Annotated in this window: 30 protein-coding genes; 15 read left to right on the top strand and 15 right to left on the bottom strand. The window is 70.7% G+C overall.

Annotated features, from left to right (window positions below; all coding sequences use genetic code 11):
- Positions 1-66 precede the first annotated feature (66 nt).
- The gene (gene fliL, locus ACPCJR_RS03275) at positions 67-585 is read right to left on the bottom strand and encodes a flagellar basal body-associated protein FliL (RefSeq protein WP_391510707.1); all 519 of its coding nucleotides are present in this window, start codon (positions 583-585) and stop codon (positions 67-69) included.
- A gap of 295 nt (positions 586-880) precedes the next feature.
- Between fliL and flgF the strand changes: the two genes are divergently transcribed.
- Genes flgF through flgH form a run of 4 tightly spaced genes read left to right on the top strand, consistent with a single transcriptional unit; the run spans position 881 to position 4319 of the window.
- A complete protein-coding gene (flgF, locus tag ACPCJR_RS03270) occupies positions 881-1618 on the top strand; it encodes a flagellar basal-body rod protein FlgF (protein WP_391510708.1) in 738 nt (245 codons plus the stop codon).
- A gap of 21 nt (positions 1619-1639) precedes the next feature.
- Positions 1640-2431, top strand: a complete 792-nt coding sequence (flgG, locus tag ACPCJR_RS03265) for a flagellar basal-body rod protein FlgG (protein WP_391510709.1) — start codon at positions 1640-1642, stop codon at positions 2429-2431.
- An 11-nt stretch (positions 2432-2442) separates the two neighbouring features.
- On the top strand, positions 2443-3513 hold the full coding sequence (gene flgA / locus ACPCJR_RS03260; RefSeq protein ID WP_391510710.1) for a flagellar basal body P-ring formation chaperone FlgA: 1071 nt from the start codon (positions 2443-2445) through the stop codon (positions 3511-3513).
- 53 nt (positions 3514-3566) lie between these two features.
- Complete coding sequence (gene flgH, locus ACPCJR_RS03255; RefSeq protein WP_391510711.1) at positions 3567-4319, top strand: flagellar basal body L-ring protein FlgH; 753 nt, start codon at positions 3567-3569, stop codon at positions 4317-4319.
- A 39-nt stretch (positions 4320-4358) separates the two neighbouring features.
- On the opposite strand, the gene ACPCJR_RS03250 is transcribed toward flgH, so the two are convergent.
- From ACPCJR_RS03250 to pucL, 3 genes are all read right to left on the bottom strand, one after another.
- The gene (locus tag ACPCJR_RS03250; protein ID WP_181425401.1) at positions 4359-4535 is read right to left on the bottom strand and encodes a hypothetical protein; all 177 of its coding nucleotides are present in this window, start codon (positions 4533-4535) and stop codon (positions 4359-4361) included.
- 160 nt (positions 4536-4695) lie between these two features.
- Complete coding sequence (locus tag ACPCJR_RS03245) at positions 4696-4944, bottom strand: hypothetical protein (protein ID WP_391510712.1); 249 nt, start codon at positions 4942-4944, stop codon at positions 4696-4698.
- A gap of 764 nt (positions 4945-5708) precedes the next feature.
- Positions 5709-6566 (bottom strand): factor-independent urate hydroxylase, encoded by an 858-nt coding sequence (gene pucL, locus ACPCJR_RS03240; RefSeq protein ID WP_391510713.1) that lies wholly within the window; start codon positions 6564-6566, stop codon positions 5709-5711.
- Between the two features lie 137 nt (positions 6567-6703).
- Here pucL and uraD point away from each other — a divergent pair, with 137 nt between their 5' ends.
- Positions 6704-7588, top strand: coding sequence for a 2-oxo-4-hydroxy-4-carboxy-5-ureidoimidazoline decarboxylase (gene uraD, locus ACPCJR_RS03235; protein WP_391510714.1), 885 nt, complete (start codon positions 6704-6706; stop codon positions 7586-7588).
- An 11-nt stretch (positions 7589-7599) separates the two neighbouring features.
- Here the strand turns inward: uraD and ACPCJR_RS03230 are convergent, their stop codons facing one another.
- A complete protein-coding gene (locus ACPCJR_RS03230) occupies positions 7600-8955 on the bottom strand; it encodes an 8-oxoguanine deaminase (RefSeq protein WP_391510715.1) in 1356 nt (451 codons plus the stop codon).
- Between the two features lie 266 nt (positions 8956-9221).
- Between ACPCJR_RS03230 and ACPCJR_RS03225 the strand changes: the two genes are divergently transcribed.
- The gene (locus tag ACPCJR_RS03225; RefSeq protein ID WP_391510716.1) at positions 9222-9851 is read left to right on the top strand and encodes a hypothetical protein; all 630 of its coding nucleotides are present in this window, start codon (positions 9222-9224) and stop codon (positions 9849-9851) included.
- A gap of 58 nt (positions 9852-9909) precedes the next feature.
- Here ACPCJR_RS03225 and ACPCJR_RS03220 read toward each other — a convergent pair whose 3' ends face one another.
- Positions 9910-10143 carry a hypothetical protein gene (locus tag ACPCJR_RS03220; protein WP_391510717.1) on the bottom strand — a complete coding sequence of 78 codons (234 nt, stop codon included), beginning with the start codon at positions 10141-10143 and terminating at the stop codon, positions 9910-9912.
- A gap of 392 nt (positions 10144-10535) precedes the next feature.
- Between ACPCJR_RS03220 and ACPCJR_RS03215 the strand changes: the two genes are divergently transcribed.
- On the top strand, positions 10536-11549 hold the full coding sequence (locus ACPCJR_RS03215; RefSeq protein WP_391510718.1) for an NAD-dependent epimerase/dehydratase family protein: 1014 nt from the start codon (positions 10536-10538) through the stop codon (positions 11547-11549).
- Between the two features lie 33 nt (positions 11550-11582).
- Here ACPCJR_RS03215 and ACPCJR_RS03210 read toward each other — a convergent pair whose 3' ends face one another.
- Positions 11583-11927, bottom strand: a complete 345-nt coding sequence (locus tag ACPCJR_RS03210; protein ID WP_391510719.1) for a hypothetical protein — start codon at positions 11925-11927, stop codon at positions 11583-11585.
- A gap of 508 nt (positions 11928-12435) precedes the next feature.
- On the opposite strand from ACPCJR_RS03210, the gene ACPCJR_RS03205 reads away from it, so the two are divergent.
- Together ACPCJR_RS03205 and ACPCJR_RS03200 are read left to right on the top strand one after the other, a co-directional pair.
- Positions 12436-12663 (top strand): hypothetical protein, encoded by a 228-nt coding sequence (locus tag ACPCJR_RS03205; protein ID WP_391510720.1) that lies wholly within the window; start codon positions 12436-12438, stop codon positions 12661-12663.
- A 203-nt stretch (positions 12664-12866) separates the two neighbouring features.
- Positions 12867-13136, top strand: a complete 270-nt coding sequence (locus ACPCJR_RS03200; protein ID WP_391510721.1) for a hypothetical protein — start codon at positions 12867-12869, stop codon at positions 13134-13136.
- Positions 13137-13151: 15 nt separating this feature from the next.
- Here the strand turns inward: ACPCJR_RS03200 and ACPCJR_RS03195 are convergent, their stop codons facing one another.
- The 3 genes from ACPCJR_RS03195 to ACPCJR_RS03185 all read right to left on the bottom strand — a co-directional run bounded on the left by ACPCJR_RS03195 (position 13152) and on the right by ACPCJR_RS03185 (position 15766).
- The gene (locus tag ACPCJR_RS03195) at positions 13152-13478 is read right to left on the bottom strand and encodes a hypothetical protein (RefSeq protein ID WP_391510722.1); all 327 of its coding nucleotides are present in this window, start codon (positions 13476-13478) and stop codon (positions 13152-13154) included.
- 63 nt (positions 13479-13541) lie between these two features.
- Positions 13542-15098 (bottom strand): threonine ammonia-lyase, biosynthetic, encoded by a 1557-nt coding sequence (ilvA, locus tag ACPCJR_RS03190; protein WP_391510723.1) that lies wholly within the window; start codon positions 15096-15098, stop codon positions 13542-13544.
- Positions 15099-15190: 92 nt separating this feature from the next.
- Positions 15191-15766 carry a PilZ domain-containing protein gene (locus ACPCJR_RS03185; RefSeq protein WP_391516788.1) on the bottom strand — a complete coding sequence of 192 codons (576 nt, stop codon included), beginning with the start codon at positions 15764-15766 and terminating at the stop codon, positions 15191-15193.
- Positions 15767-16196: 430 nt separating this feature from the next.
- On the opposite strand from ACPCJR_RS03185, the gene ACPCJR_RS03180 reads away from it, so the two are divergent.
- Together ACPCJR_RS03180 and ACPCJR_RS03175 are read left to right on the top strand one after the other, a co-directional pair.
- Complete coding sequence (locus tag ACPCJR_RS03180; protein ID WP_391510725.1) at positions 16197-16424, top strand: SlyX family protein; 228 nt, start codon at positions 16197-16199, stop codon at positions 16422-16424.
- 46 nt (positions 16425-16470) lie between these two features.
- On the top strand, positions 16471-16794 hold the full coding sequence (locus tag ACPCJR_RS03175; RefSeq protein ID WP_391510726.1) for a porin: 324 nt from the start codon (positions 16471-16473) through the stop codon (positions 16792-16794).
- Between the two features lie 60 nt (positions 16795-16854).
- Here ACPCJR_RS03175 and dksA read toward each other — a convergent pair whose 3' ends face one another.
- The 3 genes from dksA to ACPCJR_RS03160 all read right to left on the bottom strand — a co-directional run bounded on the left by dksA (position 16855) and on the right by ACPCJR_RS03160 (position 19873).
- Positions 16855-17274 carry an RNA polymerase-binding protein DksA gene (gene dksA / locus ACPCJR_RS03170; protein ID WP_110349805.1) on the bottom strand — a complete coding sequence of 140 codons (420 nt, stop codon included), beginning with the start codon at positions 17272-17274 and terminating at the stop codon, positions 16855-16857.
- Between the two features lie 192 nt (positions 17275-17466).
- Positions 17467-18498, bottom strand: a complete 1032-nt coding sequence (locus ACPCJR_RS03165) for a hypothetical protein (protein ID WP_391510727.1) — start codon at positions 18496-18498, stop codon at positions 17467-17469.
- 1 nt (position 18499) lies between these two features.
- Positions 18500-19873, bottom strand: a complete 1374-nt coding sequence (locus ACPCJR_RS03160) for an MBOAT family O-acyltransferase (protein ID WP_391510728.1) — start codon at positions 19871-19873, stop codon at positions 18500-18502.
- A 271-nt stretch (positions 19874-20144) separates the two neighbouring features.
- Between ACPCJR_RS03160 and ACPCJR_RS03155 the strand changes: the two genes are divergently transcribed.
- The gene (locus ACPCJR_RS03155; RefSeq protein ID WP_391510729.1) at positions 20145-20453 is read left to right on the top strand and encodes a GCG_CRPN prefix-to-repeats domain-containing protein; all 309 of its coding nucleotides are present in this window, start codon (positions 20145-20147) and stop codon (positions 20451-20453) included.
- A 43-nt stretch (positions 20454-20496) separates the two neighbouring features.
- Here ACPCJR_RS03155 and ACPCJR_RS03150 read toward each other — a convergent pair whose 3' ends face one another.
- Positions 20497-20931, bottom strand: coding sequence for a flagellar assembly protein FliX (locus ACPCJR_RS03150; protein ID WP_391510730.1), 435 nt, complete (start codon positions 20929-20931; stop codon positions 20497-20499).
- A gap of 254 nt (positions 20932-21185) precedes the next feature.
- On the opposite strand from ACPCJR_RS03150, the gene ACPCJR_RS03145 reads away from it, so the two are divergent.
- The 3 genes from ACPCJR_RS03145 to ACPCJR_RS03135 are packed head-to-tail and all read left to right on the top strand — an operon-like array spanning position 21186 to position 23171.
- A complete protein-coding gene (locus ACPCJR_RS03145) occupies positions 21186-22313 on the top strand; it encodes a flagellar basal body P-ring protein FlgI (RefSeq protein WP_110349810.1) in 1128 nt (375 codons plus the stop codon).
- A 26-nt stretch (positions 22314-22339) separates the two neighbouring features.
- On the top strand, positions 22340-22699 hold the full coding sequence (locus ACPCJR_RS03140; RefSeq protein ID WP_391510731.1) for a rod-binding protein: 360 nt from the start codon (positions 22340-22342) through the stop codon (positions 22697-22699).
- Entirely contained in the window at positions 22689-23171 is a 483-nt protein-coding gene (locus tag ACPCJR_RS03135) for a hypothetical protein (RefSeq protein WP_391510732.1), read from the top strand. Before ACPCJR_RS03140 ends, ACPCJR_RS03135 begins: the two co-directional genes overlap by 11 nt.
- Before the next feature lie 197 nt (positions 23172-23368).
- Here ACPCJR_RS03135 and ACPCJR_RS03130 read toward each other — a convergent pair whose 3' ends face one another.
- Positions 23369-23890: a flavin reductase gene (locus tag ACPCJR_RS03130; RefSeq protein WP_391510733.1), complete on the bottom strand. Its 522-nt coding sequence runs from the start codon at positions 23888-23890 to the stop codon at positions 23369-23371.
- Positions 23891-24178 lie beyond the last annotated feature (288 nt).

Below are 24178 nucleotides of genomic sequence, written 5' to 3'. Positions count from 1 at the left end.
GTCGCGCCGCTCGGGATGTCAGGGGCTTGGGGGAGTGCGGGTGGATCGACGGGGCTCGGCCGCCCGTCACTGGACGAGCACGTCCTTGAACAGGACGGCCTCGGCCTTGGCCGGATGGATCGCGATGTTGACCCGCCGCAGCAATTCCTCGCGCAGGCGGTAGAGGCCGGCGGAGCCGGCAAGATCGCTCGCGCGCAGCTCGCGCATGTAGGTCTGGAAGGCGTCCTCGACCCGCGGCATCAGCGGCTTCACCGTGGCCTCGACCTTGGCGTCCTTCAGTTCGAGCGCGACGCGCAGCTTGAGCACGGTCGCCCGGCTCGCGCCGGGATCGGGGCTGAGGTTGACCATCATGTCGCGCACGTCGAGGAAGACGGCCTGCGCCTTGGGATCGACCTTCTCCGCGCCGGGCTCGCCATGGGCGTTGGCCTGGGCGGATCTGCCCTTCATGAAGAAGAAGCCGCCTCCCCCGCCCAGCAGCAGAACCGCGGCGGCGGCGATGATGACGAGCTTCTTCTTGGACTTGGGCGCCTCCTCGGCGCCCTCCCCGCCCTCGGCCTCGGGCGCCTTCTTCGGCTTCTTGGCCATCTGCTGCTCGTCGTCCTGCCCGTCATGCCGCCCCCGGGGCGGATCGGAGCCCGGGAGCCGGGGTCTCGCGCGGCGCGCAATTCCCTCTCCTCCCTTCTCGGCCGGCGTGGTTAACCCTCCGTTAAACCGGCAGAACTTGCCGGGTCGGACTTGCCGCCGGGTCGGGACGGTGCGGGGTGGAGGCTTCGGTCGCTCCCAGGCAAATCACTGGCTGTTAAGGTAAAAATCGAAAATCCGAGACTGGCACGGGCCCTGCGGTGGTCGAGGCGGATTTGTCGCCGCCACGAGGCACCCCATGCAGAACGCGCTCTTCGTCGGAGTCTCGGCCCAGGCCGCCCTGGCGCGCGAACTCGACGTCATCGCCAACAACATGGCCAACGTCTCGACCACGGGCTTCAAGGCGCGCAACGCCCGCTTCCAGGAATTCCTGATGCCGACGGCCTCCGCCGACAGCTTCCAGCGCAGCGACCGTCGCCTCTCCTACGTGATCGACCAGGGCACCCCGCTCGACCTGACGCAGGGGCCGGTGGAGCCCGACGGCAACCCGATGCACGTCGCGCTGCGCGGTGACGCCTTCCTCGCGGTCCAGACCCCGCAGGGCCTGCGCTACACCCGCAACGGCGCCTTCGAATTCGACACCCAGGGCAACCTCGTCACCTCCGACGGCTACGCCGTGCAGGGCGACGGCGGGCCGATCACCATCGGCCAGCAGGAGACGGGCCTCTCCATCGCCCCCGACGGGACGGTCTCGACCAATCTCGGCATTCGCGGCCGGCTGCGGCTCGTGAACTTCGCCAACCCGCAGGCGCTGAAGTCCGAGGGCGCCAACCTGTTCTCCTCGGAGACCCCGGCCCGTCCGGCCGGCGCGGGCGCGCATCTGGAAGCCGGGGCGCTGGAGCGCTCCAACGTCAAGCCCGTGGTCGAGATGACCCGGCTGATGGACGTCAACCGCACCTACACGATGGTGTCGAGCGTGATCTCGCGCCTCGACGAGCTGCGCGGGACGGCGATCCGCCGTCTGGCCGAAGTCTGATTGCCCGGAAGGTAGATCCCGATGCGCGCTCTCTACGCCGCCGCCACGGGCATGGCGGCCCAGGAACTCAACGTCCAGGTCATCTCGAACAACATCGCGAACCTGCGCACCACCGGCTACAAGCGCCAGCAGGTGCATTTCCAGGATCTGCTCTACCAGAACCTGCGCCGCTCCGGCTCCTCGACCTCGGACCAGAACACGATCCTGCCCGCGGGCCTCGCCCTCGGCTCGGGCGTGAAGACCACTTCGACGGCCCGCGCCATGACGCAGGGACCGCTGGCCCAGACGGAGAAGGATTACGACGTCGCGATCCGCGGCGAGGGCTTCTTCCGCGTGCGTTTGCCCGATGGGCGGACCGCCTACAGCCGCGACGGCTCCTTCGATCTCGACGCCCAGGGGCAGATGGTGACCCGCGACGGCTACCTGCTCGATCCCGGCGTGACGGTGCCCAACACCGCGACTTCGGTGACGATTTCGGCCACCGGCGCGGTGCAGGCGACCCTGCCGGGCCAGACCGCGCCGCAGGCGCTGGGCCAGTTCCAGATGGCCCGCTTCGTCAACAAGGTCGGCCTCGAATCGATCGGCGACAACCTCTTCGTCGAGACCGCCGCCTCGGGCCCGGCCATCACCGGCCTGCCCGGCTCGGAGGGCTTCGGCAACCTCCAGCAGAACTACCTCGAAGAGGCCAACGTCAACGCGGTCACCGAGATCTCGTCGCTGATCGCGGCGCAGCGTGCCTACGAGATGAACTCCAAGGTCGTGACGGCCGCCGACCAGATGCTCTCCACCACCTCGCAGATGTTCCGCGGTTGAGGACTGGACCCGTGACGCACGCCCTCCGGCCGATCCACCGCCCCGCCGCCCCGCTCGCCGTCCGGCCGCTCTCGCGCGGGATGGTCGGCCGCACCCTGTTCGCGCTCCTCGCCTTCGTCGCGGTGACGCTGTTCGCCCTGCCGCTGATGGCGGCCTCCGGCACCCTGCGGCTGCGCGGCGACGTGACGGCCCGGGGCGACACGCTGAACCTCGGCGACCTCGTGGAGGGCGCGCCGGCCGAACTCGCCGCCCGCCCGCTCTTTCGCGCCCCGGCGCTCGGCGCCGTCGGCACGATCCAGGCCCGCCGCATCGTCGAGGCCGCCGCCAGCCTCGGCCTGACCGGCATCGAGACCGGCGGGCGGGTGCAGGTGAGCGTGCAGCGCGCCGCCCGCCGGGTCGGGCCGCCGGAGATCGAGGCCGCGCTCAAGCGCACCCTGGAGACCGGCTACGGGCTCGATGGAAAGACCCTCTCGGTGCGGCTCGACGGCGAGGCGCCGGTTCTGCTCGCTCCCGTCGATCTCGACGGGCAGGCCGTGGCCGTCGACGTGACCTACGATCCCCGCACCCGCCGGGTCGCCGGCCTGATCGTGCTCGGCGAGCGGCAGGCCTCCCTGCGCGTGGTCGGCCTCGCGCTCGAGACCCGCGAAGTCGCGGTGCTGACCCGCTCCATCCCCCGCGGCGAGCGCGTCGCGAGCGCCGATCTCTCGCTCGAGCGTCGGCCGCGCGACGCCGTGCCCGCTGACGTGCAGGGCGCACCGTCCCTGATCGTCGGCCAGGTGGCGCAGCGCTCCCTGAGCGCCGGTTCGGTCCTGCGCTCCGGCGACGTGGCGCCGCCCGATCTCGTCGCCCGCGGCGACAGCGTCGCCATCGTGTTCGAGACGCCGGGCGTGTCCCTGACGCTGCGCGGCGTCGCCAACGAGAGCGGTCGCCTCGGGGCCAGCGTCGCAGTGATGAACGCTGCCTCGAAGAAGGTGCTCCAGGCGGTGGTCGTCGGCCCCGGCCGGGTCTCGGTCGGGCCCGTCCCGCCGGCGCGCCCCGTGCTCCAGGCCAGCGCCGTCCCGGCCCCATCAGACCTCGACTGAACCGCCGAATCCGACCGATCCGATTGTCTTCCGTCAGCGCCGGACCCCCTCCGATGAACGCTCGCCCCGCCTTCCCCGTCCGTCTCGCCGTGATCCTGGCGCTCGCCCCGCTCGGCGCCTGCAACACGGTCGACCGGCTCTCGCAGGTCGGCGCCACGCCGACGCTCTCCGCCATCGAGGACCCGACCGCTCAGCCCGGCTACCGGCCGGTGCGGATGGCGATGCCGGACGTGGCCCCGGTCTCCTACGCGCCCAATTCCCTGTGGCGCACGGGCTCGCGGGCCTTCTTCAAGGACCAGCGCGCCGCCCGGATCGGCGACCTCGTCACCGTCAAGGTCAACGTGACCGACCGAGCCAACCTCAACAACGAGACCAAGCGCTCGCGCACCAACGCGGAGGCCTTCGGCCTGCCCAACGCCTTCGGTCTGGAGAAGAACGCGGGGGTCGCCGCCGCCGGCATCAGCGCGGACAAGCTCATCAACGGCACCTCCACCTCGTCGAGCGACGGGGCGGGGTCGGTGCAGCGCGCCGAGACGGTGACGACCAACGTCGCCGCGGTGGTCACGCAGGTCCTGCCCAACGGCAACCTCGTGGTCGAGGGCAAGCAGGAGATCCGCATCAACTTCGAGGTGCGCGAACTGGTCGTGGCCGGCGTGGTCCGGCCCGAGGACATCGAGTCGGACAACACGATCGATTCGAGCAAGATCGCCCAGGCGCGCATCGCCTATGGCGGCCGGGGGCAGATCACCGATGTGCAGCAGCCCCGCTACGGCCAGCAGCTCGTCGACATTCTGCTGCCGTTCTGAGCGCGGGAGCGACGCCCCTCCCCGGACCGGCCGGTCGGCTCAGTGATCGGTACCGGGCCGGTTCGGCCTCGGCGCCTCGCCATGGGTCTGGGTGAAGTTCGAGCGGTGCGGGTCGTTCTTCGATTGCGCGACCCGGCCGCGCTGCCAGATGGCGAAGCCGGCCACCGCGACGATGGTGAAGACGGCCAGAAGCGGAATCAGAACGTCGTTCGACACGGCCGTTTCCTCCGATGATTGTATCGAAGGCAAAGCCGATCGTCGATGGAAAGGTTCCGAAAGCTGAGCCGCAGCTTTCGCACGAAGACGAGATCGGTTTTCGCAAGTCGTCAGCGTTGCCGGGCGAGACCGTAGCGGCCGGTCTCGCCCGAATTCGGCCTCAGCGCTCGTAGTGGCGGGCGCGCGCGGTGTTGGCGTTGAAGGTGCTGCGGGCCGGGCGCTGCGGCCCGAACAGGCTCGGCGCGGGGGCAGCGGCGTCGAACGCGTTCGCGCCGGAGCCCGGTGCCCGCAGGCTCCCGGTCACGGCCGGACCGCGCTCGCCGCCCGGTGCCCGCGCGGTCTGGGCCGCCGCGCTGCCGACGGTCAGGGTCAGGACGAGGGCTGCGCCCGTGAGGATGCGGATGGTCATGCTTCGCCTCCGGTTCTTGTGGATGGTGCGCCATTGAAGCACGACCGGTCGCGAAGGTGCTGAATTTTCTATCGTTCTGCCGATTTTCGCAGCTGCGGTTTGCCCGCGCTTTGGGCATGAACGGCGTGGGCTTGGCGTCATGCGTTCGGCAAAGTGGGTGGATTAGACCAATTCCCCATCTGCTGCAGATACTTGAGATGCTGCGGCGGGTGCTGCTTAGAATCTCGGCATCGTGATCGCATCCTGTTCGGCCTGTGCGCTCGGTCACAAGCCTGCTCTCCGCTTGCCGCGGGCTGGGATTAGGCGGTGATCCCAAGATGATCGGATGGTCGGCATCGCCGATCGCAGGGCGTTCGCCCAGGGTCGGAGCCAGCCGGGGTCACGCGGGATCGCGTGCTTGTCTCGAAAGGTTTCATACGATTTCCGTTTGATCGCTTCGGGCTCTTCCGTCGTCCTTGCGAGGCGAGACGTAAGCAATCCAGGGCGCGGCCCTGTCCGGACAGGTCGCGCTCTGGATCGCTTCGCTGACGCTCGCGATGACGGAGAGGGGCGAAGGCCGTGTCGATCAACCGGAGACGATATCGGAGGCTGTTCGACCGTGCTTCCGAGAGATCCCACGCATCCTGAGGTGCGGAGCCTCGAAGGCTCCTCCAGCCGGCCGCGCGATCCCTGGAGCCCTCCGTCGAGGCCGCTGACGCGGCACCTTGAGGTGAGGCCGAGGCTGGAGAAGCGAGGAAAACCGCGCTCCCCCGTCGAACGATCTCTCAGGTCGGACGCGAGCCCGGTCCGCGCGCGACCGTCGCCTCGATCTGCCCGTGCGGTTCGTCGGTCGGCAGAAAGACCGTGCCCGGATTATCGAGCCCGAACGGGGCCAGATTGATCGGGATGTAGTGCTTGTTGGGCATGGCGAAGCGGATCTCGGCGATCTCCGGCACCCGTGCCAGCGCCGCCTCGCCCATCCGGTACATGCTGTCCTGAACGCTGGCGCTGTAGCTGCCGCCGAACACCGCGAGCAGCGTGTCGAGGATTGCGGCGTTGCTCGCCTCGTAACCGGCCGGCACGGCGTCCCAGGTCCAGGTCGCGTCCATGGCGGTGGCGGCGATGCGGTCCGTGGCGTCGGGCAGCGTGCGGTAGCGGTCGTCGACGAAGTCGGCCCAGCCCGATTGCGTGGTCTTCATGAAGGTGAAGCCGCGCAGACCCGATTGCAGCACCGATCCGTCCCGCCGGGCCACCAGCCGCACGCTGCCGCGGCCGTTGCCGTCGAGGGTGAACGTGTGGCCGTGCGGCGTGCCGTCGATCGGGTGGCGCCGCCAGCGGGTCTCCTTGGCCTCGACCGTCACCTCCGCGATCTGCGGATAGGTATCGAGGAAGCGCGCGGCGATCGCTTGCGCGAAGTCTTCCGCGTTCAGCGAGAGGTTTTCCGCCGCGACCACGTTGACGATGTTCTTCACGCTGTCGGTCGCGACGCAGGCGCGGTTGTCGGCCCCGGTCCAGGCGGCCTCGAAGGCGCCGCGCATCATCACCGTCAGGGTCAGTTCCCGCGGCACGTGGTGGTCGCCCTCGCGGGTCAGCCGCATCACCCGCACCCGCGCCTTGCCGTAGGTCGCCGCAATCAGGGTCATCCGCCTCTCCCGTCGCTGCCGCGCGCTCGTCCGGCCGGCGCGTCGATGCAAGACGAACGCCCGCCCGCTCTTCCCGAGAGGTATAATCGAGCCGTTGCGGGAATCGCTGTCGCAGTTCCCGCCTTGGGAGCCCCTGCATGACCCTGACCCTCGAAGCGCTCAACGCCGCCTCCGAGCCGGACTTCGTCGCGGCCCTGGGCGCGATCTTCGAGCACGCGCCCTGGGTGGCCGAGGCCGCCGCCCGCCAGCGTCCCTTCGCGCGGGTCGATGCCCTGTTCGCGGCCATGCGGGAGGCGGTTCTCTCCGCTCCCGACGGCGAAAGGCTCGCCCTGCTGAAGGGGCATCCCGAGCTTGCCGGCCGCTCCGCCAGGGCCGGCGCCATCGCACCCGACTCGAGGGCCGAACAGGCCTCCGCCGGCCTCGACCGGCTCAGCGAGGCCGAAATTGCCCGTTTCGAGGCGCTGAACGCCGCCTACCGCGACAAATTCGGGTTCCCCTTCATCCTCTGCATCAAGCGGCACGGCCGCGCCGCGCTGCTCGCCCGCTTCGCGCAACGGCTGTCGAGCGAGGCGGAGGCCGAGCGGCCCGTGGCCGAGGCCGAGGTGCTGCGCATCGCCGCGATCCGTCTCGACGCGCTCGTGACCGGCGACGGCCCTCTGCGCACGACGGGGCGCCTCTCGACCCATGTCCTCGATACGGTGGCGGGCCGCCCGGCGGCGGACGTCGTGGTCGAGCTGGCCGAGTTCGTCGCCCCCGACGCGGCGGTGATCGTGGCCCGTGCCGTCACCAACGCCGACGGCCGCACCGACGCGCCGCTGATCGGCGGGCGGCCCGTGCCGATCGCCACCTACGAGATTCGCTTCCATGTCGGCGACCATTTCCGGCGCTCCGGGATCGCGCTGCCGGAGCCGGCCTTCCTCGACGTGGTGCCGATCCGCTTCGGCGTGGCCGAGCCGGAGGGGCACTATCACGTGCCCCTCGTGGCCACTCCCTGGAGCTACCAGACCTATCGCGGCAGCTGAGGAGTCTCTTTTCAGCCGAACAGCTGCCGGGCGAGCCGCGAATGCTCCTCGCGCAGGCGTCCGGTCTCCACGCCGAGCGGCTGGCCGTCGATCACCCGCCAGTGCCCGGCCACCATCACCCGGTCGGCCCGGTGGGCGCCGCACAGCACCAGGGCCGCGAGCGGATCGTGGGCTCCGGAGAAGCGCAGTTCGTCCAGGGTGAAGAGCGCCAGATCCGCTTCGCGCCCGGCCGCGATCCGGCCGATATCGTCGCGCCCCAGGCAGGCGGCGGAGCCTTCGCTGGCCCAGCGCAGGGCGTCGAGATGGGTCACTGCTTCCGCGCCGTAGGTCAGGCGGTTGATCATCAGGGCGTGCCGCACGCCCTCCATCAGGTTGGAGCTGTCGTTGGAGGCCGAGCCGTCGACGCCGAGCCCGACGGGGGAGCCCGCCGCCTCCAATTCGCAGGTCCGGCAATGGCCCGAGGCCAGGACCATGTTCGAGGTCGGGCAATGGCACACGCCGACGCCCGCCGCGCCGAGGCGGCGCACCTCGTCGTCGTCGAAATGGATGCCGTGGGCGAGCCAGGTGCGCCCGGTCATCCAGCCGACCTCCTCCAAGTAGTCGACCGGGCGTTGCCCGAAGACTTCGAGGCAAAAGGCGTTCTCGTCCCGGGTCTCGCCGAGATGGGTGTGGAGCGGGCAATCGTAGCGCTCGGCCAGCCGCGCGCTCTCGCGCATCAGCAGCTTGGTGACGGCGAAGGGCGAGCAGGGTGCGAGGCCGATCCGCACCATCGCCCCGGGGGCGGGATCGTGGAACAGGGACAGCACGCGCTCGCTGTCGGCCAGGATCGTGTCGTCGTCCTGCACCAGGGCCTTGGGCGGCAGCCCGCCCTCCTCCTCCGGCAGGCTCATCGAGCCGCGGGTGACCACGGCGCGGATGCCCAGTGCGCGGGCCTCCTCCACCTGGATGTCGACCGACTGCTCCAATCCCTCAGGAAAGAGGTAGTGATGGTCCCCGGCCGTGGTGCAGCCGGAGAGAAGCAGCTCGGTATAGGCCAGCCGCGTGGCGAGGCGGAACGCCTCCGGGTTCAGCCGGCCCCAGATCCCGTAGAGGGCCTTGAGCCAGGGGAAGAGCGGTTTGTTGATCGCGGCTGGATGCGCCCGCGTCAGCGTCTGGAAGAAGTGGTGATGCGTGTTGACGAGGCCGGGGATCACTACGTGGCGCGAGGCCGCGAAGGTTTCGTCCACCGGGGCGGAGGGCCGGGCGCCCGCCGGCAGCAATTCCGCGATCCGGCTGCCCTCGACGACGACACCGCCGGCCGCCCCCTCCGCCAGGATCGCGAGGGGATCACGAATCCAGACGCGCCGCGCCGCCGAGCCGTCCGCCATGAAGGGTCCCCGAGATCGTTCCGTGAGGGCTAAAGTCCGCTCGGGAAGATAGGACGAAGGCGTGGCCGAGGAAGCGCCGCCCGGCCGGTGCCGGCCCCGACGACGCGGGGGCTGGGAGTTTCGTCAGCGACACTTACATGGATCAATGGACGCTCCCGTCGGCGAGCGCTAGATTCAGCCGTGGCGTGCACGGCGTCCCGAGGCACACCCGGGGCACGGGTGTCGCAGCGGGGCGTTGTCGTTCTCCGAACCCGAAGGGGTTTTCCATGTCGAGCGGCTGCCGCCTAAGCCTTCTCGTGGTTCTCGGCGCGTTTCTGGCGACCGGGTCCGTCCGGGCGCAGGAGCCGGGCGCCGACGCCAAGTCTTCCGGGAAATGGACCGATCCGCCCGCGCGGGTCGAGCCCGCACCGGGAAGCGCCACCGCCTCGAAGCCCGTCGCGATGCCGGCGAAAGTGGACGAGGCCGCTGCATCGGCGCGCGTCGAGAATCGGCCGCCGCGGCGCTCGGCCAAGCTACGCCGGGAGCAGATTCGAAAGATCGCGGGCCGGGAGCGGAACGAGCGGCAGGTACGGTTGCGCGCACCGAAGCTGGCGAGCCGGCCGGCAAGGCGGGTCGCCCTGCGCGCGGCGCCCCGGATGGCGGCGTACCGTCCGCCGGTGGTGCGACAAGCCCATGGCTGGCGCCCGGTCTACGGCACGATCGAGCCCGACGCGCCGGCCGAGGCCTATTATGCGCAGCGGCGATACGGAACGGCGGGCGTGACGCCGGGCGAACTCGGTCTCTTCCGCCGCGAAGGTCAGGCCGGCGGGCGCCTCGTCATGCGCTGGCGCGGAGCCGCCGTCCCGGCCGGCTTCGTGACGGGCGGGCCGTCCTTCGACGGGGACGAGGCGGAGTGAGGCCCCGCCCGGTCACGAACGGCCGGGCCGGGGCGTGCGTTGCGCCTCGCGTGGTTCTTCAGCGAATCCGGCCGGGACGCGCGGGCTCGAAGACGACGCGGCGGTGATACGCGCACCAGCTCTTGCCGTCGGCGACAGGCGCTCCGCAGCACACGGCCTGATCGCTGGGCTCGCCGATGATGAACTTGCACACGAAGGCGCCGGATTGTGCGAAGGGCACGCGAAGATCGGCGGAGGGCTCCGCAATCGCGTCGGCCTCGCCGATCTGCGGCAGGCGGAAAAGCTGGTTCATCGGGCGGACACTCGGTGTTCGAACTCGCTGGAACCAAGCGAGGGGCGTCTCGGCGCCCTGCGGCTTGGATGGATGTCTCGGCCGGCTCGACCTTTCCATCCCACGGACGCAACGCCATCCGGAACCCGACCTGGGGCGGGACCGTCGGCGCGCCCGGGAACAAGGCGTAAGTCGGCTGATAGTCTGGGCTAAGTAAACCTGATTTCGTTACAAACAACCCCTTGTCCGGCGCGACAGGTCCGCGCTGGAAGCAGGCTCGGGTGTCGCATCCGCCTGCCGCCCTCGTCTGGGGCCGACTGTGGCGGCAGGAGCCGATCGAGCGGCATTCCTTGCCGCGGGGAAGCGGTGGAGCTATCCGGCACCCTCACGAAGAACCACGCGCCGGGGCCCGCATGCACGCTCTCGTCACCGGCTCGGCCGGTTTCATCGGCCATGCGCTCAGCCGCCGGCTGCTCGCGGCGGGCCACCGCGTCACCGGTTTCGACGGTTTCTCCCCCTATTACGACGTCGCCCTGAAGCGGGCGCGCCATGCCGACCTCGCCCGGCATCCGGGCTTCGAGGCGGTGGAGGGGCGGCTCGAAACGCCCGGCGCCCTGCTCGACGTGATGGCGCGCATGAAGCCCGATCTGGTCTTCCATCTCGCGGCCCAGGCGGGCGTGCGCTACAGCCTGATCGATCCGGGCGCCTACGTCGATGCGAACCTTGTCGGCTTTGCCAACCTGCTGGAGGCGGTGCGGGCCCATCCGGTCCGGCACCTGCTCCTGGCCTCGACGAGTTCGGCCTATGGCGGGGATGCGCAGGTGCCGTTCCGCGAGACAGACCGGGCCGTCTCGCCGCTCACCCTCTACGCCGCCTCGAAGCTCGCCAACGAGGCCATGGCGCATTCCTACGCGCACCTGTTCGGCGTGCCGACCACGGCCTTCCGCTTCTTCACGGTCTACGGGCCGTGGGGACGGCCGGACATGGCGCTGTTCCTGTTCACGGCCAAGATCCTGGCGGGCGAGCCGATCGAGGTGTTCGGCGAGGGGGCGGCGGAGCGCGACTTCACCTTCATCGACGATCTGATCGACGCCATCCTCGCCTTGTCCGAGCGCCCGCCGCCCAAGCCGACGGAGGGCGGCCCGGTCTCGGCGGCGGATACCTTGAGCGCGGTGGCGCCCTACCGTCTCGTCAATATCGGCGGCGGACGGCCGGTGCGGCTCGACGCGATGATCGGCGCGCTGGAGACGGCGCTGGGCCGCAGGGCCGAACGGGTGCTCAAGCCGCTGCCGCCCGGGGACGTGATCCGCACCCATGCCAGCACCGAACTCCTGCAGGCCCTCGTCGGCAGCTTGCCGGAGACGCCGCTGGAGCGGGGCATCCCCGCCTTCGTGGCGTGGTACCTCTCCTATTACGGCGAGCGGTAGGGCGCCGTCTCGCGCGCGACGCCAGACGCCGCGTCAGGGTGCGGCCCGGCGGCGGAGCAGGAGGTAGAAAGCGTGCGCGGCAAGCGCGCCGACCGCCGCCGCGCCGCCCTTCACCAGGAAATCGAACACCCGGCCGTGCCGGCTCGCGGTGAGGCCCTGCGCCGCTTCCAGCGTGCCGGCGAGCATCACGCAGGCGACCAGCGCCAGCATCCACCGCCGCGGATAGGACAGGGCGAGCAGGAAGCCGAACAGCCCGTAGGCGGCGGCCCGCTCTAGGTGCGGCGAGGTGATGACGGGCCGGTCCTCGATCGGCGACAACGTCACCACCACGAGGGCCAGGGCCACGGTCCAGGCCATCAGGCGAACGAGCGTCAGCATGAGCCCTCGTGCGCGCAAGCCCGTGTCGCGGTCAAGCTCTCCGCATCGAGCGAAGCGAACGCGCGCCGTCCCGGCGGAGGGGCGGATTCCGGTCGTCAGCTGTGCCTCCCGCCTCATGCGATTCTCGCGAAACGTGAGGTATGATTCTCCGGCGGATTGTTGCGCGAACCATTGCGTGGCCGGTGAAGTGGCCGGCGAGTGTTAGGAATTTCCTCGGGCGGCACCGAAGTCCGGACGTTGCGCGGGGCGGCGGAACGGGCTCCGAGACGGGCTAAAAATCAATTGCTTTTCAATAACTTGGCATCAACTTCAGCTCGATTTCGGTCGGATGCAGCCGGTGATGGAAGCTGACTACCTAAGATCGAATTTTGCGGAATATCCCTAATTTGGAGGATGCAATCTTCCCGGCTCCCATGCCTGCTAAGCCTATCGGGACGACCGGCGGTGGAGTGCCGTAGGCGCTAGGGGGCGCCGACCGCGCCGGTCCGTTTCCCCGAGGGGATGGACAATGGTCCGAGACGACGCGATTCATCCGCGCTGGATGCAGCGCATGGCGGAGCGGCAGGCGCGCCGCCACAACGGCGACAAGGTGGTGCGCTGGATCGCGCGACCCGCCCTGATGAAGGAACGCGCGAAGGCGGACGGTCTCTCCGTCATCGGTCAGGACAGGGGGATGCCGACGGAACAGGCCCGGCCCACGGGCGCCGTGCGGTTGCGGATCGTCTCGGACAACTGATCGGCGCCGGCCGCGAAAGGCGGGGCAAGGCCGACCGGCCCTGCGCGGAGACGGTTTCGTGAGAGCATGCCGGTGCCGATGTTGCAAAACATCTGTATCGGCCAGGTCGCCGCTGCGGCCGTCTCTTGGCAAGTCCTTCGACGGGGTCCATGCTCCTCGCACGAAAGCCGCCCGATCACGCGGCGGCATCGGAGGATCGTCCCATGCTTGCCGCCAACCGGTTGGTCAAATCGGCCTGGATCGCCGTCGATGTCACCAAGGATCGCGCCGAACGCGTTCTCGTGGTCGAAGCCTATATCGCGGTGAGTCCGCTCGAGAAGAATTACGACGCGCACCGCTACGAGAAGGTCGTCGAGGATGTGCGCCGCATTCTCGCCGAGCATCCCGAGATCGACCGCGCCTCGATCCTGAGCATGCACCGCGATGCCGGTTGCACCGCGCTGTTCCGCTCCCAGCCTGCGACCGTTGCCTGACCGGAGCCGGGGCGATCAGTCGAGCGGCGCTTCGGCCGGGTTGGCGGGTCTCGGCTCGTCCCGCCCGGGATTGCGCAGGCCCGGCGTGACGCCCGCCCCGCGCCCGCCGCTGCCGGAGCCGCACCCTGCGCAGATCGAGCGGGCCGCCCGGTTGCTGCGCTCCGCGATCCGCCGATCGAAATCGGCCTGACGGGCGGCGGACTCGTCCGATTCGCGCTGGAGATGCGGTGCGCCGCGCCCGAGATTCGGCCGGTCGGCACCGGTTTCCGGCCGCGCCCGGGGCTCGGCGAGCGCGGGCCCCGATAGAGCGAGGGCGAGGAGAGCGAGGGAGGCTGCGCGCATGGATCGTCGCTCCGTTCTCCGGGCGGCGGAGCCGCCGAAGGGCCGCAGGTTACGATCCCCGGCTTACGTCCGGAAGACGGCTCGATCCGGGCCGGTATGGGCGCCCACGCCGTTGTCGAGAAACAGCCGGTAGGCCGTATTGTCGGTCTCGTCCACGCACGGGTAGCCGAGCGCGTCGAGGGCCGCGTCGAAGCGGGCGCGCTCCGAGGCCGGAACCTCGATCCCGGCCAGCACCCGCCCGTAATCGGCCCCGTGGTTGCGGTAGTGGAACAGGCTGATGTTGAAATCGTCGCCGAGGGCTTCGAGGAACTTCATCAGCGCGCCCGGCCGCTCGGGGAACTGGAAGCGGTAGAGCCGCTCGTCCGGCAGGCCGGTGGCGCGGCCGCCCACCATGTAGCGGACGTGGACCTTGGCCATCTCGTTGTCGCTCATGTCGGCGACGCCGTAGCCGGCCCGCTCCAGCAGCGCGATCAGGTCGCGCTTCTCGGCCTTGCCGCCGGGCAGGTTGATGCCGACGAAGATGCGCGCGTCGCTGCCTTGCGCGTAGCGGTAGTTGAACTCGGTGATCGCCCGGGGACCGAGGGCCGCGATGAAGGCGCGGTAGGCGCCGGGCCGCTCGGGGATGGTGACGCCGAGCAGCACCTCGCGCTCCTCGCCGATCTCCGCCCGCTCGGCGATGTGGCGCAGGCGGTCGAAATTGAGGTTGGCGCCGGACGAGATCGCCACCAGCGGCCCGGAGCCGGGGTTCTCCGCCGCCCAGGCCTTGGCGCCCGCCAGACTCAGCGCGCCCGAGGGCTCGGAGATCGCCCGCGTGTCGTCGAAGATGTCCTTCACGGCGGCGCACATCGCGTCGGTGTCGACGGTGATGACCCCGTCGAGATGCTCGCGGCAGAGGCGGAAGGTCTCCTCGCCCGCCTGCCGCACGGCGACGCCGTCGGCGAACAGGCCGACGCTGGCCAGCGTCACCCGGTCGCCGGCCCGGATCGCCTCGGCCATGGTGGCGGCATCGTCCGGCTCGACGCCGATCACCTTGGTCTCGGGGCGCAGGTACTTCACGAAGGTGGCGACGCCCGCCGCGAGGCCGCCGCCGCCGATGGGGACGAAGATCGCCTCGATCGGCCCGGAATGCTGGTGCAGGATCTCCATGCCGATGGTGCCCTGCCCCGCGATCACCTCCGGATCGTCGAAGGGATGCAGGAAGGTCAGGCCCCACTGCGCCTCAAGGCGCCGGGCCTCGGCCAGCGCTTCGTCGAAGGCGTCGCCGTGCAGCACCACCTCGGCGCCGCGCGCCCGGCAGGCATCGACCTTGATCGCGGGCGTCGTGCGCGGCATCACGATCACCGCCCGCACGCCGAGCTTGGCCGCGGCCAGCGCCACGCCCTGCGCGTGGTTGCCCGCCGAGGCGCAGATCACGCCGCGCTCGATCTGCTCCCGGGGCAGCGAGGTCATCTTGTTGTAGGCGCCGCGCAGCTTGAACGAGAAGACCGGCTGCAGATCCTCGCGCTTGAGCAGCACGGGCCGGCCGAACCGCTTCGTCAGGCGGGGCATCGGGTCGAGCGGGCTCTCGATCGCCACGTCGTAGACGCGGGCGGAGAGGATCTTCTTGATGTAGTCGGTCACGGGCAGGCTTTCGGCCGCTTCCTCGGGCAGGGGCGAACCCGGGACTTAGACCTTCCGCGGCCGGGATGCGAGGGCGGGGGCCGGGAGCGGCCTCACAACTGGATGCCGGCGTGAACCTGCGCCGGGTCGAGGGGGAAGGTGAAGGCGGCGCCGACCCCGTCGGGGAACGTCCGCACCACCCGGGCCGCGGTGCCGCCGATCGTGATGGGCGTGCCGTTCGCCAGGCCGTAATCGAGACTGAGCGCGGCGCCCGAGGCCGAGACGTTGATGAGCCGGCCCGGCAGGATGCGCCCATCCACGAGGGTGACGAGCACGTCCTTGCGCGCGGGGCTGATCCGGGGATGGACACGCGGGGTGTCGAGCGACGGTTCCTGCTCGCGCGCCAGCGCCATCATGGTGCCGGCAATCTCCGCCGACCGCTGCCGGGAGGCCCGTACGCGGACGGTGAAGCGGTTCTCCTCCGTGCCGGTGACCCGGGCTTCCAGCAGCCCGATATAGCGGATGCTGCAGGTGAGAAGCTGATCGACCTGCGGCGACACGGCCGAGCGGAAGACGATTCCTTTGCGCGAAATGTCCTGCGTCACCGCGTGGAAATCGGGCTGTCGCCGACTCCAGCACAGCGCCGGAAGGATGACGGTGTGGTGATCAAGGGTCGTGCGGTCTGTCATGGTTCCACGTGCCGTCGTCCGGCGACACTGACGAAACATTTCTGAAGGGAGGCCGCACGGCATCCCTCGAATTTGCGAAGGTTTTTCGAGCGATCGGGGCGGCGCGCGGGTTCGGCACGATCGGTGTGCCTTCATCTCCCCGTCCGGCCCGTCGCGGTCGGAGCGGGTTCGCTCCGTGAGAAAAGGGTTCGCGAGGCGGAAAATGGTCCTTGCGAGAGGAAATCCTTCGCCGAATGCGCGATGCGGCGGGCTCTCGCCCCTGCGCGCACGTCGCTGGCGGAGCCCCGCAATCGCGCGGATCGCGCGCTATGCAGCAGATGCAGGTGAGGTATACGGCGGTGAACGATCCCCAGGCCGATCATGGTCCGCGCTTCGTCCCGCCAACTGCGGCCTGTTGTCAGAGCCCGCTCCCGGTGGGCATGGTCGGTCCATGAGCGAAGTGCCGTCCGCAAATCCGTCCGACCCCGACCGCATCGCCCGCCTCGAAATCCGGCTGACCGAGCAGGAGGCGGTGATCGAGGATCTGAACGCGGCCATCACCGCGCAATGGGCCGTGATCGACCGGCTCAAGCGCGGGCTGGCCCGGCTGCAGGAGCAGGTCGAGGAGGCCGCCTTCCGGGCGCCGGGTGCGCCCGAGCCGCCTCCGCCGCACTACTGACGCGTCACCGCCGCACGGGCATGACGGGAAACCGGGAGGGGAAGAGATGAGGACAGCGGCCTTCAGGCTCGGCATCGGCCTCGTGCTGGCTTCCCTCGGGCCGGCTTCCCTGCCGGCGGGCGCCTTCGAGCGCGCCCCGCTGCCGTCGGAAGCGCCGATGGAGCCGTGTCCGCGGGAGGGGGCCGGGTTCGTTCGCATCCCGGGCACGACGACCTGCCTGCGCCTGTCGGGACGCGTCGCGGCCGGCCTCCAGACGGGCGCGGGCCGGACGGCGGCGCCGGTGACGGGGCGCCTCTCGGTCGATACGCGCAGCGAGACCGATCTCGGGCCGGTGCGCAGCTTCGTGCGGATCGACGCGGGCCGGCACTGACCGGCCTCCGACGCTGCGAAGGCTCGCCCAGTAGGCCCCGGCGAAGGTCGAGGGAGGAACTCAGTCGTCGCGGTAGACGCGCTCGCGGCGCTCGTGCCGCTCCTGGGCCTCGAGCGACAGGGTCGCGATCGGCCGCGCATCGAGGCGCTTGAGGGAGATCGGCTCGCCGGTCTCCTCGCAGAAGCCGTAGGAGCCGTCCTCCAGCCGGGAAAGCGCCGCGTCGATCTTGCTCGTCAGCTTGCGCTGGCGGTCGCGGGCCCGCAGCTCGATCGCCCGGTCGGTCTCCGAGGAGGCGCGATCGGCGATATCGGGATGGTTCTCGTTCTCGCTCTGGAGCGCCGTCAGCGTGTCCTGCGCCTCGCGCAGGATCTCGCTCTTCCAATTGAGCAGCTTGCGCCGAAAATACTCGCGCTGCCGCTCATTCATGAAGGGCTCGTCGTCGGAGGGCCGGTAGCCGTCCTCGATCGTGACCTTCGCCATCGTCTTATCCTCGCGCTCCCTGCCGGTCAGCGGCGATCGTCGGCGAGGCTATAGTCGAGCCGGGCTGCCTCTACAACGCGTTGCGGGCGCCTTGCACACTCTGAAGTGAAAAGCTGCCGCATTGCGGCACAGACGACACGCTGAGGTAGGCGTCCGCCCGATCCGAAGGCAGGCTGGTCCGCGCCCTGCACCTCACGGCGCGGTCGGCGGCGCGGCGCGCAGGCGGAGGACGGCCTCGGCGATCTCGTCGGCCAGCGGCCGGGCCAGGGCGTGCCGGTAATGGGTCTGGTCGAAGAACAGGGCGGGGTCGTGCAGGGCCGGCCGCTCGCGCCGCCCGTCGACGAGGGTGCTGCGCCTGTGACGGCGCAGGGCCGTCTCCAGGGCCGAGCGGCAGGCGGCGTCCGCCCGCGCCCGCGGCGAGCCGGGACGGGCGCGGCCCGCGGCGTAGACGGGCGGCAGGACCGCGACCAAGGCGGTCGCCTCCGGCAGGGCAGCCAGGGCCTCCCCGAGGCGATCGGCGGCGGGATAGCCCGGCCCGGCCCGGCCGGGTGCGGCCTCCTCGGGGGCCGGGGTTTCGCGGGCGGCGCGGAAGCGCTCGCCGTCGAGGTCGCCCAGCATGAGATAATCCGGCTCGTAGTCCCACCAGCCGTCCGCCCGGGCCTGCCGCCGGCGCGCGCCGAGCAGCCAGCCGATGCGGCCGACCACCTCCTGGGCCACCGGCAGGCGCAGGAGGCCGCGGGCATAGGCCAGCGGATCGTGGCTGTAGAGCCAGAACGGGAACGGCTTGTCGTTGGGAAGCGCGGGATCGTCCGTGCACCAGAGGTCGTCGAACGACAGGACCAGGGCCTTCGGCTGCGGATGGTGGCGCAGGAACCACGCCAGCAGGGCAAGCTGCTCGCCGGGGCCGGTCGCGGGCACCGAGAGCTGCACGAAGGGGATGCCGGTGGCGGCGCCCAGCCGCGCGGGCTCGATCAGCTGGATGTGGGAATTGCCGAACACCGCGCCCTCGAAGGCCGGGTCGCGCCCGCGCAGGGCGGCGGCGGTGCGCGGGCCCTGCGGGCGCACGGCGCCGGCCGAGAGCAGCGTCGAGCGCCCGCTGTCGTAGGGATCGATCACGAAGGCGAGCGCGAGGTAGCCGGCGAGCAGGCCGACCGCGACCCGGACGAACAGGCGCGCGAAGCCCGCCCAATCCCGCGTTCCGGCGCTGTCGGAGGGGGACGCCATCTCAGAACTGGAAGTAGATGAACTCGTAATTCGCATCGTCCCCGATCTTGAGGAGCACGACGACGAACACGAGGGCGAAGGCCAGCGCGAGCCAGCGATTCGGCGGCAGGCGGTGGACCGCCGCCCAGGCGGTCGGGCCGATCATCGCCACCGCGGCGGCGAGCAGGATCGTGCGCCACTTGAAGCCGGTGCCGGTGGGTGCGAGCCCGAGCAGACCCTTGTAGATCGCCAGAGCCGCCTCGAAGGAGGTCGCGCGGAACAGCACCCAGGTCAGGATCACGAACAGGGCCGTCAGCGCCCAGCCGAGGAGCTGCGGCATCCGTCCGCCCGCCCGGCGCCAGAGCACGCCCGCGCCGAGGCCGATGCCGTGGGCGGCACCCCAGGCGACGAAGGTCAGGCCCGCCCCGTGCCAGAGGCCGCCGAGCGTCATGGTGGCGAAGAGCGCTCCGACCTGGAGCGCGAGGCCGCGGCGGTTTCCTCCAAGCGCGATGTAGAGGTAGTCGCGCAGGAAGCGCGACAGCGTCATGTGCCAGCGCCGCCAGAAGTCGCGCAGCGAGGTGGCGCGGTACGGCACGTCGAAGTTCTGCGGCAGCACGATCCCGAACAGCAGCGCCAGCCCCAGCGCCATGTCGGTGTAGCCGGAAAAATCGAAGTAGATCTGGAAGGTGAAGCCCAGCGTCCCCTGCCACGCCTCCGCGACCGTGATCGTCTTGCCGGCGGCGGCCGCCTGGAAGACCGGGTTGGCGTAGGCCGCCAGCGGATCGCCGAGGAAGACCTTCTTGGCCAGCCCCACGGTGAGCAGCATCAGCCCGCGCCCGATCCGCTCGGCCGCGTCGGGCCGCGCATAGGGGCGCTCCTCGAACTGGTGCATGATCTCGCTCCAGCGCACGAGCGGGCCGGCGAGAACCTGCGGGAAGAAGGCGATGTAGAGGGCGTAGCGGGTGAGCCCGAAGGACGGGGCACGTCCCGCCCTCAGGTCCGTCAGGTACATGATGTGGTGGAAGGTGAAGAACGAGATCCCGAGCGGAAGGGCGAGATCGACCCGCGGCAGGTCGAGGCCGGGGATCAGGTCCACGAGTTCGGTGAAGAAGCCGAGATACTTGAAGGCCGCCAGAACCGCGAGGTTGCCCGCGAGCGCGGCCGGGAAGAGCCAGCCGTTGCGGTCGCGCGGCAGGACCCGCGCCACCCCCCAGTTCACGCCGATCGAGGCGAGCAGCAGCGGCAGGAAGCGCCAGTCCCACCAGCCGTAGAAGACGAAGGACAGCCCCGCGAGCACCGGCAGGCGCCATTGCGGACGGTAGCGCTCGGCCGCCGCGTGCAGCAGCAGCGCGGCCGGCAGGAAGGCGAGCAGGAAGACGAAGGAATTGAACAGCATCGCGGCGCGGACGAGGCCCTTCGAGGATCACGGCGAGATCGGCGCGCGCCCGCTCGCGCGGGCCGCCTTGTCGGGGATCGGGGCGGAAGCGTCAATCTCGGCGAGCGGCCGGCCCGAGCGGGCACCCGCATCGTGATCGCGTGCGCCCGAGGCCGGACGGCGGCTTTTCCGATCGAGCGGGGGAGACGAGGCCGGTCAGCGACGGTTCATCGAGGCGGACCTAACGTCCGGCATCGGCCGGATGGTCCGGCCCGAACGGAGAGATCGTACGATGACGCACGCGAAGGCGTTCGCATTGGCTGCGGTGATCGCCGGCAGCCTCGGCGCGGCCGGAAGCGCCCAGGCCGCCCCTCTCGGCCCCCTCCCCCTCGCCGCCCCGGACTCCACGCTCGTGGAGCGCACCGCCGGCGGCTGCGGGCCGGGCTTCCACCCCAATCCCTGGGGCATCTGCCGCCCCAACCGCTGGGGACCCCGGCCCTATTGGGGCCGGCCGGTCTATGGCGGGCCCTACGGCTATTACCGCCCGCGGCCCCTCTACCGGCCCTACGGCTACTACCGCCCGCGGCCCTATTTCTACTGATCGACCGGGCCGGACCTCAGCGGGGTCCGGCCCTTTTTCGTCGTCACAGACCCCGCGCCACGTCGAGCTTGGCGAGTTCCACCGCCGCCCGCAGTTCGATCTCGGCCACGAGCGCGTCGAGGCGCGGGTCGCCGCTCTCCGGCATCCGCTCGGCGAGGCGGCCGGCAATGGCCTGGAGGTCGCCCGTCGCCACCCGTCCGCCGATCAGCGCGGCCTTGAGCCGGTCGAGCCCGTCGAGCAGGTCGTGCCCGCGCTGCACCGAGCGGCGGCGGCGCTCCCGCGGCGTGTCGGCCCCGTCCTGCTCCTGAAGGGTGAGGATCGCGTCGAGCCCGGCGAGCATCCCGGTCTGGGCGGTGCCCGCGGTCGCGGCCCGCTGCGGCTCCGCCCCTTCCGGGGCGAAGGCGCCCGGCGCGGCGGCCCGCCGGGACGCGCCCAGCGAGCCGGCCGCGACGGCGGCGAAGCGTGTGTCGACGCGCATGATGGTTCGAAACCTCTTGGCGCAGCACCGACGGACGCCGAGCGCTGGCCACACGAAAAATCGGCCGACAGGGTTAAGCGCGGGTAAACGGCCCGGCAGAAGCTGCCGGGCCGGCAGGAAACGCCCGGCCGACCGCGGCGGGCCGGCGCCTTCCGCTCGGTGAAAAGCGAGGATTGTCAGTGACTTGCCGGATGGCACGACCCTGGCAGAGGAGGAGCCGGCGCTTGACGCCTCCGCCGGCCGCCCGAGTTCCGATGCCCCTGCCTCGCTTCCTCTCGCCCCGCTCCCTGGCCACCCTCCTCGCCTGCCTGGCGATCCTGCTGCCGGGCCGGGCCGACGCCCTGTCGCGGGTGAAGGATCTCGCCAGCGTCGAGGGCGTGCGCACCAACCAGCTCGTGGGCTACGGCATCGTCGTCGGCCTCAACGGCACCGGCGACACGCTCAACAATATCCCCTTCACCAAGCAGTCCCTCCAGGCGATGCTGGAGCGGCTCGGCATCAACACCCGCGGCGCCACCATGCGTACGCAGAACCTCGCGGCGGTGATGGTGACGGCCAACCTGCCGCCCTTCGCCACCCAGGGCACGCATATCGACGTGACCGTCTCCTCGCTGGGCGACGCCAAGTCGCTTCAGGGCGGCACGCTGGTGGCGACCTCCCTGCTCGGCGCCGACGGCGAGATCTACGCCCTGGCGCAGGGCTCGGTGGCCATCGCCGGGTTCTCGGCGGAGGGCGAGGCCGCCAAGATCACCCGCGGCGTGCCGACCAACGGGCGCATCTCCAACGGCGCGCTGATCGAGCGCGAGATGGCGTTCAAGCTCAACGAGGCGCGCAGCTTGCGCCTGTCGCTGCGCAACCCCGACTTCACCACCGCCAAGCGGATCGCCTCGGCGATCAACGACTTCATGGGCGCCGACACCGCCGAGCCGACCGACCCGGCCACCATCACGCTGCAGATCCCGGCCAAGTATCGCGGCAACATGATCCGCCTCATCACCGAGGTGGAGCAACTCAAGGTCGAGCCCGACCAGACCGCGCGGGTCGTCGTGGACGAGCGCTCCGGCATCATCGTGATGGGCCGCGACGTGCGCGTCTCCACCGTCGCCATCGCGCAGGGCAACCTCACGGTGACCATCACCGAGCAGCCCATGGTGAGCCAGCCCGGCCCGCTCTCGAACGGGCAGACGGCGGTGGTGCCGCGCACGGGCGTGAAGGTCGATACCGGGGACGGCAACAAGCTCGCCCTGGTCAAGGAGGGCGTGAGCCTGCGCGAACTCGTCGACGGGCTCAACGCGCTCGGCGTCGGCCCCCGCGACCTGATCTCGATCCTCCAGGCGATCAAGACGGCCGGGGCGCTCCAGGCCGACATCGAGCTGATGTAACGTTTTTCGAACCGGGAGACCGCCCCATGCTGCCCCTCGCAACCTTCGCGGCCTCCGCCGCCGTCGGCGTCGGCAAGAGCCTGATCGGTTCGCTCGCCAAGACCGACACCGAGACGATGGACACCGCCAAGTCCGCCGCCTCGGCCAAGGCCCGCAAGACGGCCGACGAGTTCGAGAAGATGTTCCTGGAGGATAGCCTGGAGAAGCTGACCCAGAGCCAGGGCACGGACGGCCCCCTCGGCGAGAACGGCACCGGCGGCGGCGTCTGGCGCTCGATGCTCACCAAGGAATACGCCAACGCCATCGTGAAGACGGGCGGCGTCGGCATCAGTAATCAGGTCTATTCCGAGATGATGCGCCTGCAGGAGGCCGGAAATGGCCGCTGACCCCGCACAGGCCTCGCGCCTTGCCGATCCGTCCTCGGCCCGCGCCTTCGTCCAGGGCCTGCTGGCCACCATGCGGGAGCTGGAAGCCGTGCTCGCCCGCGAGAGCGACGGGGTGCGGGCGGGGCGCATCGCCCAGGCGCTCGCGGATTCCGACGCCAAATCCGCCCTGGCCTCGGCCTACATGAACGGCCTGGAGGCGGCCAAGGCCAACGCCATCGCGCTGGCCCGCTTCGCGCCGGAAGGGCTCGAGGCGCTCAAAGCGGCCCAGGGGCGCTTCGCCGCCGTGGTCGAGACCAACCAGCAGGTGCTCGCCACGGCGCGCACGGTCTCGGAAGGGCTGATCAAGGCTCTGGCCGAGGAAGTCGCCAAGGCGCGCACGCCGAGCGTCTACGGCCGGCCCTCCCTCTCGCCCTCGCCCTACGGACGGGGCGCTGCGCAGGCTGGGCCGCTGGTCCTCTCGCGCCACCTCTAGTCGCGGGTCCGACCCGTATCCGCGGTGTCATATCGTCTCCGGTTGATCGACTCGGCCTTCGCCCCTCTCCGTCATCGCGAGCGTCAGCGAAGCGATCCAGGGGCGCGACTTTTCCGGACAGGGCCGCGCCCTGGATTGCTTCGGCTCCGCCTCGCAAGGACGACGGAAAAGACCGAAGCGATCAACCGGAAATCGTATCAGGCTCCGGCCGGGCGCCGGTGCGGCAGGATGTGATAGCGCCGCTTGGCATAGAGCAGGCCGTCGGCATCCGACGGGTCGGCGATGGCCTCGACCGCGCAGATCAGCACGTCGTGGGTGCCGACCGCGTGGCGATCCACGATCCGGCAATCGAAGGCGACCAGGGCGTCCGGCAGGACCGGCGCGCCCGTCCGCAGCCGGCCCCATTCCCGGTCGCCGAAGCGCTCCCCCATCGGCACGCGGCCGGCGAAATCGGCGGCCAGCGCCTGGTGCTCGGCCGAGAGCGTGTTGACGCACAGCACCCCGTTGCGCAGCACGGCCGGATAGGCGGACGAGGCCCGGTTCAGGCAGACCAGCAGGGTCGGCGGCCCGTCGCTGACGCTGCAGACCGAGGATGCCGTGAGACCCGCCCGGCCGCCGGCCCCGTCCGTGGTGACGAGGTGCACGGCGCTCGCGAGCCGGGCCATCGCCTCGCGGAATTCCGAGGCGGAGACGGCGGCCTCGGTATCGGGTGACGTCATGGCGAGTGCCTCTCGGGGCCGACGGGCGCCCGATCGTGATACGGAGGATCGCAAGGCTCGCGGGCGGGTCCCTGCGCGGGTGACCGGACCGGGATGCACGCGGCCCGCGTCGAGGGCAAGATAGCTCATCGGGCGCCCCCTGGCGCGCCGTCCCTGGCCGATATCGGTGCAGGACGACGCCGCACGGCGTAAGCGGGCCGCGCGAGCCTCCCCCTCGCCGACGGTTGCGACCGACGCGGCCGTTTTTTCGTGAGGGACACGAGGGCCGGCGCCTTGCGGCCGGGGCGC

This window comes from Methylobacterium sp. NPDC097929 (assembly GCF_049543375.1).
Taxonomy (GTDB): domain Bacteria; phylum Pseudomonadota; class Alphaproteobacteria; order Rhizobiales; family Beijerinckiaceae; genus Methylobacterium.
Note: the sequence above shows the minus strand (reverse complement) of the source record. Positions and strands in the feature narration are given on the sequence as shown.

Excerpts from the sequence above, each read along its gene's own strand:
- ACPCJR_RS03200 (WP_391510721.1), top strand. The coding sequence starts at position 12,867 with ATGCTTGCCGCCAACCGGTTGGTCAAATCGGCCTGGATCGCCGTCGAT.
- ACPCJR_RS03160 (WP_391510728.1), bottom strand. The coding sequence starts at position 19,873 with ATGCTGTTCAATTCCTTCGTCTTCCTGCTCGCCTTCCTGCCGGCCGCG.
- ACPCJR_RS03185 (WP_391516788.1), bottom strand. The coding sequence starts at position 15,766 with ATGACAGACCGCACGACCCTTGATCACCACACCGTCATCCTTCCGGCG.
- flgG (WP_391510709.1), top strand. The coding sequence starts at position 1,640 with ATGCGCGCTCTCTACGCCGCCGCCACGGGCATGGCGGCCCAGGAACTC.
- ACPCJR_RS03135 (WP_391510732.1), top strand. The coding sequence starts at position 22,689 with ATGGCCGCTGACCCCGCACAGGCCTCGCGCCTTGCCGATCCGTCCTCG.
- ACPCJR_RS03220 (WP_391510717.1), bottom strand. The coding sequence starts at position 10,143 with ATGAACCAGCTTTTCCGCCTGCCGCAGATCGGCGAGGCCGACGCGATT.
- uraD (WP_391510714.1), top strand. The coding sequence starts at position 6,704 with ATGACCCTGACCCTCGAAGCGCTCAACGCCGCCTCCGAGCCGGACTTC.
- ACPCJR_RS03150 (WP_391510730.1), bottom strand. The coding sequence starts at position 20,931 with ATGCGCGTCGACACACGCTTCGCCGCCGTCGCGGCCGGCTCGCTGGGC.
- fliL (WP_391510707.1), bottom strand. The coding sequence starts at position 585 with ATGGCCAAGAAGCCGAAGAAGGCGCCCGAGGCCGAGGGCGGGGAGGGC.
- ACPCJR_RS03175 (WP_391510726.1), top strand. The coding sequence starts at position 16,471 with ATGAGGACAGCGGCCTTCAGGCTCGGCATCGGCCTCGTGCTGGCTTCC.
- ACPCJR_RS03195 (WP_391510722.1), bottom strand. The coding sequence starts at position 13,478 with ATGCGCGCAGCCTCCCTCGCTCTCCTCGCCCTCGCTCTATCGGGGCCC.
- ACPCJR_RS03215 (WP_391510718.1), top strand. The coding sequence starts at position 10,536 with ATGCACGCTCTCGTCACCGGCTCGGCCGGTTTCATCGGCCATGCGCTC.
- flgH (WP_391510711.1), top strand. The coding sequence starts at position 3,567 with ATGAACGCTCGCCCCGCCTTCCCCGTCCGTCTCGCCGTGATCCTGGCG.
- ACPCJR_RS03140 (WP_391510731.1), top strand. The coding sequence starts at position 22,340 with ATGCTGCCCCTCGCAACCTTCGCGGCCTCCGCCGCCGTCGGCGTCGGC.
- ACPCJR_RS03145 (WP_110349810.1), top strand. The coding sequence starts at position 21,186 with ATGCCCCTGCCTCGCTTCCTCTCGCCCCGCTCCCTGGCCACCCTCCTC.
- ACPCJR_RS03180 (WP_391510725.1), top strand. The coding sequence starts at position 16,197 with ATGAGCGAAGTGCCGTCCGCAAATCCGTCCGACCCCGACCGCATCGCC.
- flgF (WP_391510708.1), top strand. The coding sequence starts at position 881 with ATGCAGAACGCGCTCTTCGTCGGAGTCTCGGCCCAGGCCGCCCTGGCG.
- dksA (WP_110349805.1), bottom strand. The coding sequence starts at position 17,274 with ATGGCGAAGGTCACGATCGAGGACGGCTACCGGCCCTCCGACGACGAG.
- ACPCJR_RS03205 (WP_391510720.1), top strand. The coding sequence starts at position 12,436 with ATGGTCCGAGACGACGCGATTCATCCGCGCTGGATGCAGCGCATGGCG.
- ACPCJR_RS03210 (WP_391510719.1), bottom strand. The coding sequence starts at position 11,927 with ATGCTGACGCTCGTTCGCCTGATGGCCTGGACCGTGGCCCTGGCCCTC.
- pucL (WP_391510713.1), bottom strand. The coding sequence starts at position 6,566 with ATGACCCTGATTGCGGCGACCTACGGCAAGGCGCGGGTGCGGGTGATG.
- ACPCJR_RS03230 (WP_391510715.1), bottom strand. The coding sequence starts at position 8,955 with ATGGCGGACGGCTCGGCGGCGCGGCGCGTCTGGATTCGTGATCCCCTC.
- ACPCJR_RS03130 (WP_391510733.1), bottom strand. The coding sequence starts at position 23,890 with ATGACGTCACCCGATACCGAGGCCGCCGTCTCCGCCTCGGAATTCCGC.
- ACPCJR_RS03245 (WP_391510712.1), bottom strand. The coding sequence starts at position 4,944 with ATGACCATCCGCATCCTCACGGGCGCAGCCCTCGTCCTGACCCTGACC.
- ACPCJR_RS03155 (WP_391510729.1), top strand. The coding sequence starts at position 20,145 with ATGACGCACGCGAAGGCGTTCGCATTGGCTGCGGTGATCGCCGGCAGC.
- ACPCJR_RS03225 (WP_391510716.1), top strand. The coding sequence starts at position 9,222 with ATGTCGAGCGGCTGCCGCCTAAGCCTTCTCGTGGTTCTCGGCGCGTTT.
- ACPCJR_RS03165 (WP_391510727.1), bottom strand. The coding sequence starts at position 18,498 with ATGGCGTCCCCCTCCGACAGCGCCGGAACGCGGGATTGGGCGGGCTTC.